The following is a 14,209-nucleotide window of genomic DNA, read 5'->3' on the forward strand; positions in this document are numbered from 1 at the left end:
AAAGAGGCTGGCGCCTGGAAGGCGCCGGCCTCTTTATGAGAGTTGATCATCAGAAAATTAGATCCAGAAAGCACGAGTGATGATTACGAGCAGGATATAGAGAACCAGGATCGCTCCTACGCTTCCGTATCCGTAACCATATCCGCATCTTGCTGCGCCTGCCACTGCACTCATGTTCATTCCCCTTTCGGTTCGTTTATTTGTTGTGGTTGTGATACATGGTATTGTATGATCGCCTGCTTATAGAGGTATGGGCGAGCGTTTATTTACCGGGAAAATAAAAAAACAGACCGGAAGATACCGGTCTGTTTAAGGGATTGATCAGGCTGGCAGGTATTAGGCTTGCTTTAAATCCTGAATGCCTTTATATACGAGATCATACAGATCTTCCAGATGTTCTTCTTCAATGCAGGAGAACGCGATTCTGAGATCATATTCGCCCAGAGCAATGGTCCCTACTCCATATTCATGCAGAAGATGGGAGCGCAGGCTTTCTGCCGTCACATCCTGCAGCTTCAGGCACATGAAGTAACCGGAATTAAACGGATAGTACTCCCAGGCATCGCCGTATTTTCCGCTGTCGAGCAGAGATTTGACCTTATTAGCTCTGCCCTTCATAATTTCGAATTTCTCCTGCTTCTGGCTCTCAAACTCCGGTGCTTTCAATGCATCCAGTACAAAGGTTTGAGACGGATGGGCACCGCTGGAAATGGTGGCACGGATAATACCGAGCGTTTTTTGCTCCAGTGCAGTGAGGAGGTCGGCATGCTTGGAAGCATACGTAATAAAGCCGACGCGGAAGCCCCAGACAAATTCCTCTTTGGTAGCACCGTCAATTTTGACAGCAAGCACCCGGGGGTGAAGATCTGCCAGACGGCCGAAGAGGGATTCTTTGAGCGAGTTCTCAAAAAACAGTCCAAAGTAAGCATCATCCGTTACGGCAACCACATTAATGCCGGCTTCAGCGGCTTCCAAAATAGCGGCAACAATCTCTTCACCTTCCTCCAGCCCCGGTGTATAACCTGTCGGGTTGTTCGGGAAGTTCAGCAGTACAATGGCTTTGCCTTGATCTTTCTGGGACAGCAGCGCTTCCCGGAGACCTGCAGCATTAAATTTCATATCTGCTGTAAACAGAGGGAAGTTAACCGTAACGCCATGACGGCGGATTCCGAAGGTCAGCTCGTAGTTTTCCCAGTTTTTATCCGGATAAATGACGGCGTCTCCTTCATCCACAAACAGGTCGGCGACAATGGAAAGACCGTGAGTCAGTGCATTGGTGACGATTGGATTGCTGAAGCTCTTGCCTTCCAGAGAGGGATTCTCTTGGAGCATTTTGCTCCGCCAGGCTGACCGCAGTTCAGGCTTGCCTTGTGGAGGTGCATAGCTGTATAGATCCTTGGGTGCAAAGGCGGACAGCTTATCCTGAATGACATCCAGGTGCATCGGGATGCCGCCTTCTGTGGCGATTCCGATCGTGGCATTATATGTTTTGGCATGGCTAGCGGCTTCGGCAGACTGGCTCAGTATGCCTTCTTTAGGAAAATAGATTTCCTTGCCGAGATTGGACAGCATGTCGTATACGTGACGGTTTCCTGCCGAAATGCTTTCGTTCAATTGTGCAGCCAATGGGTTCATGAGTGGTTATCATCCTTCCGATAGATCAATTCATTGCCTAACATTATATCACTTCACCGCGGAAGCGTCACGCAAAATGCACATGAGTAAAATGATATCCAAGACCGGGTGAACGTGTAGAAGAACATGCAAAATAATCAAAAAAAGAGTATGATAGATAAGGAATGCCGATTAATAGACAAGGGGGAATGACGTGATGCTGAATGCATCGCCGTCTTCTTTTGTGATCAAGCCCGCTTTAGCCAAAATCGCCTGTGAACCGGGATGGAAATGGCAGAAGCGTGAGAAACCGATGCAAAATTATGACTTGTTTTATGTGTGGAGCGGAGAAGGAACTGTCATTGTGAATGACGAAGCTTACGAGGTGGAGAAGGGGAGCTGTTTTCTTTTTCATCCAGATGATTATACAAGCGCCACCCACAATCCGCAGAAACCGCTCGTTTTGACCTATATACATTTCGATGTCACGGATCCGGTTGAGGAGATTCCTGGACGGTACCGCAAGCTGAGCGACACCATTGATTTCGAGTATCTGCTGGCACGTTATGTGCGTTTATATCTGGATCGACCCTATGGTGCCGAGGAGGAAGGCAAGCTCATTCTGAAGCAGTTGATGATTTTTCTGCTCCGGGAGGATAAGGATATCCCGATTGAGAAAAAAGCAAGTCATCATTTGAGTGAAGCGATTCAGGAAATTGCGAATTATGTGCGCCTGCATCCGGGAATTCCGCACAAGGTGGAGGATTTAGCGGCCAGAGCCGGCTTGTCTCCGAGGTATTTCTCCATCAAGTTCAAAGAGTTGGTGGGGATTCCGGTACAGTCCTATATCATCAAAATGCGGATTGAACGTGCACAGCATTTGCTGCTGCACCAGGGAATGAATGTCACAGAGGTAGCGGATGCCCTGGGATACAGGGATATTTTCTTTTTTAGCAGACAGTTTAAGCAGTACACAGGAAAAAGTCCGTCGGAAGTCCGTTAGAGCAAGTACCCACTTGCTGGTTCATGGCATACCGGTGCGGGTAATACCAGCATAAGGTTAAGCTATGACAGAGAGGGGGTGCCGGCAATGAGCCAGAGAAGAAGAATGCGCAGTCTGATTTGCAGCCGCGGCGGCTGTGGCATTTTCAAAAATCGCTTGCGTCGGTCCAAATTTGTAAAACCGGAAATGGATATGTGGTTTTAATAAATATTAAACACCAAACACAGCATCTTGAATGCCACATTCAAGGTGCTTTTTTGATGCAGTTGTATGGGGGGAGTGGTCATATGATAAGAAAGAAAAGACAGCCAGGGAGAATGTCAGACCTTCATGGAAAAACCGCATTGGTGACTGGGGCTTCCAGCGGCTTTGGCCGGCTGATCGCCGTTGAACTCGCGTTCCGGGGATATGAGGTCATTGCGGGCGTTCGCAGACCGGAGTCGCTTACCGATTTGAAGGCATGGGCCAAAGAAAGTGATGTGGATCAGCGGATTCACGGCGTAATGCTGGATGTTTGTGAACCGGGTCAGATGGAAGAAGTGATGGCGGGAATACAGCATCAATTCGGGCGGCTGGATGTATTGGTGAATAATGCAGGTGAAGCCATTGGGGGATTCGTGGAAGAAGTAAAGATGGATGCATGGCGGCGGCAGTTTGAGGTGAATGTGTTCGGAACGATTGCCATGACCCGGGCCGCCCTTCCTCTCATGAGAGAAGGCGAGGGAGGGACGATCATCCTGATGAGCAGTATCAGTGGTCTAATCGGCTTCCCGGGATATGGGCCGTATGCCGCTTCCAAGTTTGCACTGGAGGGCCTGGGGGAAAGTCTTGCGATGGAATTGGAGCAGTTCGGAATCCGGGTGGTCCTGGTAGAGCCGGGTGCATACGCTACGCCGATCTGGGAGAAAGGTTTCCGTGATTCAGGGCCAGACGAAAAATCACCATATCAGGATATGATGAGAAGCGTCCTTGGTTTTTCCAGCCAGACCGCAGACAGCAGCCGGGATCCCCGGGAGGTCGCGGAACTGATTGGTTATATTGCAGAACATCCGGCACCAAAATTCCGGTATATGCTGCCGGCATCTACCCGCTGGACATTGGCAGCCAAGCGGCTGCTGCCCTTCCGGATGTTTCGGCGGCTGGTGCTGTCTGCCATTCACCGCAAGCGGTGAGGCTATTCGTTGTCTTTCGAATAAGGGTGCAGCAGACCTAACAGTTCGCCCATTTTGACCTGGTCACCGATCTTCAAATCCCCGCGGGGGGTATACGTTCCATTCTCGGTGAGCAGAACAACCGTGGAACCGAATTCAAAGTAAGCCAGTTCATCGCCATTTCGCCATTCGTTCACCGACTCATCGGCATACCGGATACTGCTAACGTTCATGGCGCCCACTTTAACGACAGCCACTTCACCGAATTCATGTGTGATATAGGTGATGAGACGTTCGTTTCGGCTGAGGACGCCGCGGATATGCGTCATGGCAAAATCGTTAACCGGGTACACTTTTCCGCGAAGATATTCGCTTTCTGCTTTTTTTCCGGTAACCGGTGCGTGAATACGATGATAATCGGTGGGACTCAGATAAAGCACATACATATATCCGTTCAAGTAGTTCTCCATGCGCGGTGATTGAGCCAGCAGCTCGGCGATCGTATAGTCCTGTCCTTTTACATTCAGGATTGTGCCTGCAGTTACAGCACCCATTCCTGTAATGACACCGTCTACCGGGCTGGTCATGGCATCTGCCGTCTCGTCGATGGCGCGCATACCCATCTTCAGCCGGCGTGAGAAAAACTCGTTCAGTGAGCGGTACTCGTGTATTTCTTTTTCAGCCTCATGGGCCGGAATTTGGTAAGCTTTAATAAATGTCGGGATCAGATAACGGCTGGCCCTGCTGTGGGAAAAACTTCCCATCAGACGGGAAACCCATTTACGGGAAGACAGCTCTGTCATCAGTCTCAATAAATGTTTAGCCATGAAATTCTCCTTTGAGATCATTCGCCTTGACAGGCACACCATACGCATTCGTACTCTGCACTATATTGACATAGAACAGGGGTTAAATCAATAAGCAGACCTGCCTCAAAAAAAGACTTGCAAATAAATGGGATTCTGTGTATTTTTAAGTCAGCTTAAAACCGAATATGGACTACGGGGGCTTGAGTGAATCAGGCTGAGATTGCAGATAAGATCCTGCTGCTGACCGTTAATCTGAACTGGGTAATGCCAGCGTAGAGAATATCCCATGCCCCTTGTATGTCTAGGGTCTATTTTTCCGTCTGCGCGCATGTCCCAGACGGTTTTTTGCCGTTAATTTTAATTTATTGTTATGGAGAGGGGATTGCGGCAATGCAAAGTAATGGAGGAAACCTTAAACATGGGGGAGGGAAAAAAGGCCTGCGGCTCAGTGATATCCTGGTGACTGTCCTGATTTCTCTGGTGTTTGGTGTGGTGTATCATTTTTGGGGTTCGGTATACAGTTTGTTCAAACCGCTGTTCCCGGAAGCGGACGAGCTGCTGTACGGCATGTGGTTTGCAGCGGCAACACTTGCGTTTCTGCTGATCCGTAAGCCGGGCGTAGCCGTCATTGCAGAACTGGCGGCCGCGCATGTCGAGGTGCTGTTTGGGAGCGGCTGGGGACTGAATCTGCTGCTGTATGGTCTGATTCAGGGTCTGGCGGCAGAGCTGGTGTTTGCGGCATTCCGCTATCGCCGGGCGGGGATCTGGGCTGCGTCACTTGCCGGAGCGGCAGCGGCGATCGGTTCCATGTCCGTAGATTTCTATTTAAGCTATACCGATGATTATGCACTGTGGATGTTTATCGCCAAGTACACGATGCGTGTCATCAGCGGTGCGCTGATCGCAGGAGCCGCCATGGTGGCCTTGGGTAAGGCGCTGGATCGCACCGGCGTGACCTCTCTGCTCAGCCCGGCCTCTGCCAAGGATTATGCGGCACTGGACGATGTGCGTCATGGCTGATCTGCTTCTGCTTCAGGCGGATGATGCAGAAGAGCTGGCAGGAGCCGGGGAAGCGGATAGTGAAGCTGGGCAAAGCGGTCCGCGACCCTCTGTATCTGTGCAGGATTTGCGATTGAAGTTTCCAGGGGATACGCCGATGTTGTTCAGGGACTTGTCCTTTCAAGCGTCTGCGGGAGAGAAGGTGCTGCTGCTTGGACCAAGCGGCTGCGGCAAATCGACATTGCTGCAGGTGCTCAGCGGCATGATCCCGAGGGTGATTGAGATTCCGATGAAATGCTCGGAACAGATCATTCCGGCTTCATGGGCCTATGTATTTCAGGATCCGGATACACAGTTCTGCATGCCTTTTGTAGATGAGGAGCTTGCCTTTGTACTGGAGAACCTGCAGGTTGCGAGGGATGACATGGCCGGACGGATGAAGGACGCTCTGGATGCCGTGGGTCTCCAGCTGCCGGAGCTGCATACCCCGATCTCCAGCCTGTCGCAAGGAATGAAGCAGAGACTGGCACTTGCATCAGCACTGCTGCTGGAGCCGGAGGTGCTGTTTCTGGATGAGCCTTCGGCACTGCTGGACCCTGAGGGGCGGAAGCAGATCTGGGAAGCGGTAAGATCGGTGTCGGCGGACCGGACGCTGGTTATCGTCGAACACCGGATTGAGGAGATTCTCCATGATGTGAACCGGGTTATATTGTTTGGACCAGACGGCGAGATTGTGGGAGAGGGCCGGCCGGAGGAAGTGTTCATCAAGTACCGTAAGGAACTGCAGCAGTACGGGATTTGGCATCCGGGTGTGTGGGAGGATTACAGGGCTGCCGCTTCTGAGAGATCGGCTGTTTCACGGGGGTTCTCTTCGGTTTCGGAGGGGCCGGCCGTTGGTGTGAATCCAGGTGCCGGGGAATCACCGGTTCTGGCGCTGTCACAGTTTCAAGTGCTGCGGAAGCAGCGCCCCGTGGTCACAGTAGAGGAGGCCAGCCTGTATCCCGGTGATTTTACGGCGGTCATTGGTCATAATGGTGCAGGCAAAAGCTCGCTGTTGCTTGGACTTATGGGATTGCTTCCATGTACCGGAGATTATCGTCTTGGCGGAGAACCTGTCGTTTTCGGCAAGAAGCGGCGGGAACGAAAGATGAGGGAACATGCCTTGCGGCGGATCGGATTTGTGTTTCAGAATCCCGAGCTGCAGTTCGTTAGTGAGACCGTGTTGGATGAGGTCCTGTATTCTCTGGTTGTGGATGGGCGGAGCCAGGAAGAAGCTATACAGGAGGCGCATGAATGTCTTGCTCATTTTGGTCTGAGCGGCATGGAAGGGCGGCATCCGTACCAGCTCTCGATGGGTCAGAAACGTAGGCTCAGTGTAGCTACTGCCATGGTGAGGAAGCCGGAAGTGCTTCTGCTGGATGAACCGACCTTCGGTCAGGATGCCCGGAATACGTTCGGTATTCTTGAGCTGTGTCAGGAGCTGGTTCAAGCCGGGACCGCCATACTCATGGTGACCCATGAGATGGACATTGCGCAGCAGGTCGCTCGGGAGATTTGGGAGATCGGAGAAGGGCGTCTGCTGTCCAGGCGAAAACCGGAGGTGGACCGATGAGCATCTGGGGAATGGACCGCCGAACCTGGCTTCACCGGGCAAATCCGGTGATCAAGCTGGCTGTACTGCTGCTGCTGTTCACCATGACCGTGCTCACCCACGATATCGATTTTGTCATATATCAAGCGGTCATATTTACGATATGTCTGGTGCTGTTGTGCGGACTGAAAATGTGGAAGATCCTGCTGTTTGCCCTGCCTTTTCTCATTGCTTTTGTCTCCTCATCCTCTACTATGATGCTGTTCGGTCGAGGAGAGACCATCTGGTGGGAGTGGGGACTGCTCCGGGTATCGGAGGAAAGCTTCTATCGCGGGCTGCATCTGGGTTTCAAAGGGATTGCATTTGCAGCAGAAGGACTTCTGTTCGTGACTACCACCTCATCGGTGGACTTGTTCTACGGATTGATGCAGAAGCTGAAGCTGGCTCCCAAATTTGCATACAGCTTTATGGCTTCGATCCGGTTGCTCCCTATGGTATGGGAGGAGTTCCTGATTCGGCGTCAGGCTCTTCAAGTCCGGGGGTGTCCTCCCCTGCGCGGGGTCCGCGGTATGATAAAGCGGGTTGGTATGTACGCCGTGCCGCTGCTTGCTCAAAGCATCCGCCGTGCCCACCGGGTGGCGGCAGCGATGGAAGCCGAGCAGTTTAACGGAGAGCATGGCAGGGGGCGGACGTATTATTACGAGTCCCGCTACTCCGTCTATGACCTGCTGATTGTTATATTGCTGACCCTCGCAGCAGCTGCAGCTTATATGTGTGCAAGCTGGTATCCATGGTTTGGAATTGGGGATGTACGATTTGATTGATTTTGGCAGCCGTCCGTGCTAGACTGTCTGTAAATACTTTCCTGCTGCCGTATAAAGCGGAGCTTACCGAGCATTTCGGTGGGCTCCGCTTTTTTTGATGATGGGAGTTCGACGGGGAGGCATCAGTGAGAACATTGCTGGCAGGATCTCAAGGGAGGGTTTCAATGACGAATTTTTAAGGAATATAATACCAAATTAGTCTGATTTATGATAACATAGTACCAATTTTGCAGGGTGTTTATTTGTGAGGAGGTCATGAGGTAATGGGTGTGAGGAAGACATGGTGTGTAGCTTTCCTTTCGATTGTGCTGGCGGGTGGACTGATGATGGCTGAAGGACAGGCAGTCGCTGCATCAAATACACAGGTAGAAGTGTTATTGGATGCGCGCAAATTAAGTTTTCCAGATGCCAAACCGTTTCAGGATCAACAAGGCAGTGTTATGGTCCCTATTCGTTTTGTTTCCGAGGCCTTAGGCGCTAAAATTTCATGGAGTAAAGCTCGAGGTGTGACCAAAGTCGATCTAAAAAAAGGGGATAACCTTGTGTCCATGATAGTCGGTCAAGATACAGCACTGATCAATGGCAAATCTAAAAGTTATGGCACCAAGATCATAATCAAACAGAATCGTACATTTGTGCCGCTTCGTTTGGTAAGTGAGGGACTCGGAGAAAAAGTGCAGTGGGATAAAGTAGGGCGATGGGTCTGGATTGGGGAGAGGGGTTTTCGCAATACAGATGATAAGGAGTTTAAGCTGCAGTCTTTGAAGGACTTCAAGCAGTATACAAAAGCTGATAAATTTTTCACTAAATTTAATGGTGAAAGCTATGACGGTATTAAAATAATCAGCTTTAAAGATCTACCTATTAAGCTAGGGAATGGTGAGGTTATCTATGATATTAAAATAGAGAAGAGCTTTAAGAAAGATTACATAGCTATCAGAAGTTCACAAAGAGGAACGCCTATTTTCTTTATGCTCAAAGATGATTTTGTAAAGTATCGATACGGGGTGGATAATGCCTTCATAAATCATAAAGATGGTACGGCAACTAACTTTTATCCCATAGTTAGCACATCTGATAAGTTTCAAAATGGTGTGTATGTTAAGGATTATGTCTGGACTGATTTTAATTTCCAACTTGTAGACTACATTGCATTCAGCACTGATAAACCAGAAAACTACATAGTGGCACTAAGTAACCCTTTTTAAATAAGGAGCTATACATGTTGAAAAAGTTTGTGGGCTCATTTACGTACCTTTTTGTGATGGTTAATCTGTTATTAATTTTTCCTAAAGATATAGAGGCAATTGGAATTTCAAGATTTTATCAAGATCCATATAATGTAAATAAATTTTATTTTGTGGGAATGGTGTACTACGAAACATGGAGCAATTCTAGTGGCCATTGGATAAATACACCACCTGGAGGGGTTACCGATGTAGATGGATTTGACTATATGTTTGAGTTTAATTCAAGTCGAAAAATTAAGGAGGTGACCGTCAGTAGGTTTGACTACAATCATATCTATGGTGATGAAATATTCGAAACATCTAGATCATTTGAAATGTCACAAAATCCTAAGAACTACTATATGAGATCAACATCAGGCTCTTACTCCTTCACGACTAGAGTATGGACTGGCAAAGGAACTAATATTGCCAATGTTCCGGTTTACGTTACCTCTGGAAAGTTAGATGCGATAGTACCGGTAAATAGAAGAGAGGAAGAAGAGAAGAAAGGTCAAACCTTTTCTGATCTAGTTCAAGGCTGGCGATACTACTTCCCAACATTGTTCGAAATCGAACTCGAACCCGACGAAGGCAATGCCATCATCAAGCACTACACGACCAACGGGCGTTCACTAAATGGTGAAGCTGGATTTCAGGATCGTGAAGAAAAGCTGGAGATGGACAGCAATTATGCATTTACACACACACCCGGAAATTCTACATACACCTATAAAGGCCACAAAAAAAGCACGGTTTCCGCACCAAGCGGAGGAACAATTACGCCGGGAGATCCCTACGCTTTCAAATATGACGGCAGTTTCCCTACATATTATCTCTTTTTCTACTATGAGGCGAATGATCCGGACATCCCACCCCCAGAAAGTTCGTGCACCACACCTGCGCCTGGGCAGAAGCGGGAGGGGAGGTATATGGATCCTGTGGTCACCGGAGAAGTTAAGGCAGATGCCCGTGGAAATGAGTCCTTTGACGTTCTCCAGGGCATTCCGACCTCAGAGACCCTCTATGGTAACGTACTAGCCAGAGAGTACTTGTATCAAAATACCTTTGTGAACATGACAGGAACATGCACGTTTGAGATCGAGGTGGAAAAAACGTGGACCTTGACCTGGGATCCTAAAAAGACGGTAAAAGGTCCGGACGGAAAAGATCGTGAAGAGTCCGACCCGCAAACCGATGAGGAAACCGTCACCGAACGGTATACGATTGAACGTCCTTATTCCTATTGGGTGATAGAGCAGCTTGAGATTTACAAAATTGATGAAGCGCAATTGATCAATTACGCGCTGCCGGGCGGGCAAATAACATTGCAGCCTGAAAATTATATTTCTCCATCCTACTCCACATCGCCCAGCGGGAAATATACAGCGCCGAATCCGCCAACCCTGGTTACAGCTCCTTCAGGATCCAGGTCAGGAGGGAAAGAAAGGCCAGCGCCGCCTATAGAAAATCTTCAATCCTTCGCTGAAGAGGCCGTGGATCCGGTCAAAGTAACCAATGATGGACTCGCATTCAAAGGGACAACAATCATGAATAACGTCCCGGCAGATGCATCTGCACCTGTACCTGGATACATACCGGAGCCGCCTCGTATTGGAAATAATGTTCTGTACAGGCCAAATCAGATGATTAGCAGTGACAAGGTTAACCGGGCGAATACCACCAGCGCGGGCAGTATCTTCTATGGACTATTGCCAGGGAACATCAACGGTGGTGAAGACAAAACATTTCCGATCTACGGGATCAACACCGTGACAGTACATACCCCGGTAGTCAATTATGCATCTGTGACCGATGACCAGGCACATAACCAGAAAACCTACCCAAATCCGAACCGGGCTGCGTTTATTTTGGATCGGCCGTTTACGATACGTATGTCCAACTCAGGAGCACATCGGAGTATTCCGGGTTATGGAAACAGGGACTACGCCAAGTACGTGCGCACGAAGCAGGTTTATTTTCCATTTGATGTGTACAACCGGGACCGGACGGTCTTTTACCCGAAAAACCAATGGATTACCGTCCCCGTGCCGCAGACAGAAATGGACTTCTTCCTGCCAGTCTGGGTGGATGAAGGCGATTATTTCGTGTATTTTCGGACCATTGCGGAAAATGCCCCAACAGATTACACGACTCAGCCCCAAGCGAATCTGGATCTGGTCCACCATGTCGCTACCGATATCGAGCCGGTGGAGGTGATTGGCCGGGTGTATGATTTCAGAATTACCGACATTGCCGACTATCACTGGGAGTCTGTATTTCGAACCTCGCCAGGGAGTGCTAACTCAAAAGGAACGTCTTACTGGACGGGACTAAGAGACATCGACGCAGGGCCGAGAGGAAATGTCCTTCCTTACACCCTGCCTATTGCACCCGGCAAACACCCAAATCCAGGCTTCAAAAATGTCGCGGTCAAAACCGGATACCATTTCAAATTTGATCTAAAAACCAAAGGAAATATGTGTGCGACTTGTTTTGCTATAACTGGTTAATACCAGGAAAAGCAAGGACTTCATGTAATGAAGTCTAACTTTCTATCCGAGGACAGGAATGATGAATCCAAGTTTTCTGAAACTGTCCCGTTGAGACTCCTACATGCTTTCTGTTCGGCAGGAACAAAAGGTATGAAGCTAGGTGAAGTCGGCAGAAGGAAGGCTGAAGCCGCCTGCAAAGGAAGGTATGCTAACTGATATGCCGGATGGCTGAAAAATTGTCTATGGTGAGAATGTTCAATCGGGAACTGACTAAACTCCGAATTTTACGAATCTAGATGCCTAACTCATGGAAACATGTTTACCAACAGATGTTGGGGCAAGTGGCGTTGAGTACAATTACATGTTAGGAAATACGCTATACCGAACAATGGCGGTATCAAGCTTGCAGGTTCAAAGGAGTCACCTAAGGATAATATGTATAGCTAGGATAGAAGGAACAAGGAAAACAAGGAACGTCGCAATGAGGACTGCCATCCAAGACGGTTGCTATAAGGTATCCACCGAAATGCATTCATCCTTGTGAGAGTAAGGGAGCGACTGATGAAACTTCCGTAATCGAAGTGGAGGAATAGCCCTGAGTCTTTATAATAGTTTATCTATTTTCCAAAAGTGAACTGTATCGGTCCGGTACGAATGTGGGGACAATCTCTGACAGGGGGTTGCCACAATACAGGCTCTACGTTATTGGGATTACTACAACTTAACAGATACCTTTTCTGATATATATGAACGAGCCAAACAAGGAAATACTTTTAATCGTCTTTATGAACTAATTACATCTAGAGAAAATATTCTCCTTGCTTATCGAACAATCAAATCAAATAAGGGATCAAAGACAGTTGGGACAGACGGTAAGACAATTGAGAACCTCAGAGTAATGACGGACAACGAGCTAGCAGACCTTGTGAAAACAAAACTAAATAAATACCAGCCAAAGAAAGTCAGACGAGTCTTCATCCCCAAAGCAAATGGTAAAAAGAGACCATTGGGGATTCCATGTATCATTGATCGATTGATACAACAATGCTTTAAACAAGTACTTGAACCAATCGCTGAAGCGCAGTTTTTTAAACACAGCTATGGATTTAGACCGCTAAGATCTGCCCACAACGCATTGGCCAGAGTGCAGTTTCTGATTAATAAAGGACAACTTCATTATATCGTTGACATTGATATAAAAGGATTCTTCGACAACATTAATCACGCGATCTTGTTAAAGCAAATATGGAATCTAGGGATTCAGGATCGCAAAGTCTTAAGCATCATAAACAGGATGTTAAAAGCTGAAATCGAAGGTGAAGGTGTTCCTGAAAAAGGAACACCACAGGGAGGCATTCTTTCCCCTCTGCTTTCCAATATCGCACTACATGACTTGGATGTATGGGTGGCCGGGCAATGGGAGGATTTCCAGACCAGGCACGCATATACAAAGAGGAATAAATATAGCGCTCTGAAAAAGTCCAAGCTTAAAGAAGGGTTTATCGTACGTTACGCTGACGATTTCAAAATCCTCTGCCGTGATTGGAAAACAGCCCAAAAGTGGTTTCACGCAGTAAGACTGTATTTGAAAGACCGTCTAAACTTGGATATTTCCCCTGAAAAGTCGAAAATTTTGAATCTACGGAAGCAGAAATCTGAATTTCTAGGATTCACAATAAAAGCGACTCTGAAAGGAAAGAAGCAAGTTGCACATACTGGTGTGATTGATAAGAAGAAACAACAGATAAGAATGCAGTACAAAAAACTTATTCAAAACATCAAACAATCACCATCGGCTGGTAACGCGCACAAATTCAATAGTTTTGTTCTCGGTGTCCATAATTACTTTAGAAAAGCGACACATGTATTCAAAGAGTTCTCACGACTTGCCTATGACCTGAAAAAGTTCACCTATAATCGTCTGAAACGATGTGGCATATACGATCATCCAAGTAATCCACCACCAACATACAGGAACTTTTATTCGACCACCTATCGAACGTTCCTAATCAATGGTGTTTATCTTTACCCGATAGTGGATGTAAGCACTTCTAACAACCTAAACTTCAGCCAAGAATTAACACCATATACGTTAGAAGGCCGGAGTCGTATCAGCAGAAAACTGAGTGGAGATGTCCAAAAGGAAATCATTAAGTTAATGAAATCCAATAATCCCCAGCGCAGTGCTGAGTATCTGGATAATCGAATTAGCCGGTATAGTATGGCTATGGGTAAATGCGAGATCACAGGTGCATTCCTATACGCCGATGACGTACACTGTCATCACTATATTCCGTCAAATTCTGGTGGTAATGATAAGTATAACAACTTACGTATTATCCATCGAGATGTCCATAAGCTAATTCATGCTGTGAACCATGAGACGATTATTGAACTCAAAAGCGTGCTGGATTTAACCAAAAGCATGCTTATCAAGGTTAACCAATACCGTAAATTGAGTAACTTGGGAATGATCGATTAAACTATTATGAAGATG

At 47.8% G+C, this 14,209-nt stretch carries 11 protein-coding genes and 1 riboswitch; of the genes, 8 read left to right on the forward strand and 3 right to left on the reverse strand.

Going from position 1 to position 14,209, the window contains the following annotated elements:
• Positions 1-57 precede the first annotated feature (57 nt).
• Complete coding sequence (locus HII30_RS07770; protein ID WP_169504447.1) at positions 58-174, reverse strand: sporulation protein YjcZ; 117 nt, start codon at positions 172-174, stop codon at positions 58-60.
• Between the two features lie 162 nt (positions 175-336).
• Positions 337-1,635 (reverse strand): aminotransferase class I/II-fold pyridoxal phosphate-dependent enzyme, encoded by a 1,299-nt coding sequence (locus tag HII30_RS07775; protein WP_169504448.1) that lies wholly within the window; start codon positions 1,633-1,635, stop codon positions 337-339.
• Between the two features lie 196 nt (positions 1,636-1,831).
• Here HII30_RS07775 and HII30_RS07780 point away from each other — a divergent pair, with 196 nt between their 5' ends.
• On the forward strand, positions 1,832-2,617 hold the full coding sequence (locus HII30_RS07780; RefSeq protein ID WP_169504449.1) for a helix-turn-helix domain-containing protein: 786 nt from the start codon (positions 1,832-1,834) through the stop codon (positions 2,615-2,617).
• 287 nt (positions 2,618-2,904) lie between these two features.
• Entirely contained in the window at positions 2,905-3,789 is an 885-nt protein-coding gene (locus HII30_RS07785; protein ID WP_246246186.1) for an SDR family oxidoreductase, read from the forward strand.
• Positions 3,790-3,791: 2 nt separating this feature from the next.
• Here HII30_RS07785 and asd read toward each other — a convergent pair whose 3' ends face one another.
• Complete coding sequence (gene asd, locus HII30_RS07790) at positions 3,792-4,595, reverse strand: archaetidylserine decarboxylase (RefSeq protein WP_169504450.1); 804 nt, start codon at positions 4,593-4,595, stop codon at positions 3,792-3,794.
• A gap of 164 nt (positions 4,596-4,759) precedes the next feature.
• Positions 4,760-4,874: riboswitch (TPP riboswitch) on the forward strand.
• Between the two features lie 93 nt (positions 4,875-4,967).
• Here asd and HII30_RS07795 point away from each other — a divergent pair.
• The 6 genes from HII30_RS07795 to ltrA all read left to right on the forward strand — a co-directional run bounded on the left by HII30_RS07795 (position 4,968) and on the right by ltrA (position 14,194).
• Positions 4,968-5,597 carry an ECF transporter S component gene (locus tag HII30_RS07795; RefSeq protein ID WP_169504451.1) on the forward strand — a complete coding sequence of 210 codons (630 nt, stop codon included), beginning with the start codon at positions 4,968-4,970 and terminating at the stop codon, positions 5,595-5,597.
• A complete protein-coding gene (locus tag HII30_RS07800; protein WP_169504452.1) occupies positions 5,590-7,188 on the forward strand; it encodes an ABC transporter ATP-binding protein in 1,599 nt (532 codons plus the stop codon). Before HII30_RS07795 ends, HII30_RS07800 begins: the two co-directional genes overlap by 8 nt.
• Positions 7,185-7,991 (forward strand): energy-coupling factor transporter transmembrane component T family protein, encoded by an 807-nt coding sequence (locus HII30_RS07805; protein WP_169504453.1) that lies wholly within the window; start codon positions 7,185-7,187, stop codon positions 7,989-7,991. The genes HII30_RS07800 and HII30_RS07805 overlap by 4 nt, the downstream gene beginning before the upstream one ends.
• A 263-nt stretch (positions 7,992-8,254) precedes the next feature.
• Entirely contained in the window at positions 8,255-9,199 is a 945-nt protein-coding gene (locus HII30_RS07810; protein WP_169504454.1) for a stalk domain-containing protein, read from the forward strand.
• A gap of 356 nt (positions 9,200-9,555) precedes the next feature.
• Positions 9,556-11,730 (forward strand): DUF5704 domain-containing protein, encoded by a 2,175-nt coding sequence (locus HII30_RS07815; RefSeq protein WP_211184479.1) that lies wholly within the window; start codon positions 9,556-9,558, stop codon positions 11,728-11,730.
• A gap of 670 nt (positions 11,731-12,400) precedes the next feature.
• Positions 12,401-14,194: a group II intron reverse transcriptase/maturase gene (ltrA, locus tag HII30_RS07820; protein WP_169504586.1), complete on the forward strand. Its 1,794-nt coding sequence runs from the start codon at positions 12,401-12,403 to the stop codon at positions 14,192-14,194.
• Positions 14,195-14,209: the final 15 nt, after the last annotated feature.

Source organism: Paenibacillus lemnae (genome assembly GCF_012933385.1).
Lineage (GTDB): Bacteria > Bacillota > Bacilli > Paenibacillales > Paenibacillaceae > Paenibacillus_AQ > Paenibacillus_AQ lemnae.

Excerpts from the sequence above, each read along its gene's own strand:
- HII30_RS07770 (WP_169504447.1), bottom strand. The coding sequence starts at position 174 with ATGAGTGCAGTGGCAGGCGCAGCAAGATGCGGATATGGTTACGGATAC.
- HII30_RS07775 (WP_169504448.1), bottom strand. The coding sequence starts at position 1,635 with ATGAACCCATTGGCTGCACAATTGAACGAAAGCATTTCGGCAGGAAAC.
- HII30_RS07780 (WP_169504449.1), top strand. The coding sequence starts at position 1,832 with ATGCTGAATGCATCGCCGTCTTCTTTTGTGATCAAGCCCGCTTTAGCC.
- HII30_RS07785 (WP_246246186.1), top strand. The coding sequence starts at position 2,905 with ATGATAAGAAAGAAAAGACAGCCAGGGAGAATGTCAGACCTTCATGGA.
- asd (WP_169504450.1), bottom strand. The coding sequence starts at position 4,595 with ATGGCTAAACATTTATTGAGACTGATGACAGAGCTGTCTTCCCGTAAA.
- HII30_RS07795 (WP_169504451.1), top strand. The coding sequence starts at position 4,968 with ATGCAAAGTAATGGAGGAAACCTTAAACATGGGGGAGGGAAAAAAGGC.
- HII30_RS07800 (WP_169504452.1), top strand. The coding sequence starts at position 5,590 with ATGGCTGATCTGCTTCTGCTTCAGGCGGATGATGCAGAAGAGCTGGCA.
- HII30_RS07805 (WP_169504453.1), top strand. The coding sequence starts at position 7,185 with ATGAGCATCTGGGGAATGGACCGCCGAACCTGGCTTCACCGGGCAAAT.
- HII30_RS07810 (WP_169504454.1), top strand. The coding sequence starts at position 8,255 with ATGGGTGTGAGGAAGACATGGTGTGTAGCTTTCCTTTCGATTGTGCTG.
- HII30_RS07815 (WP_211184479.1), top strand. The coding sequence starts at position 9,556 with ATGTCACAAAATCCTAAGAACTACTATATGAGATCAACATCAGGCTCT.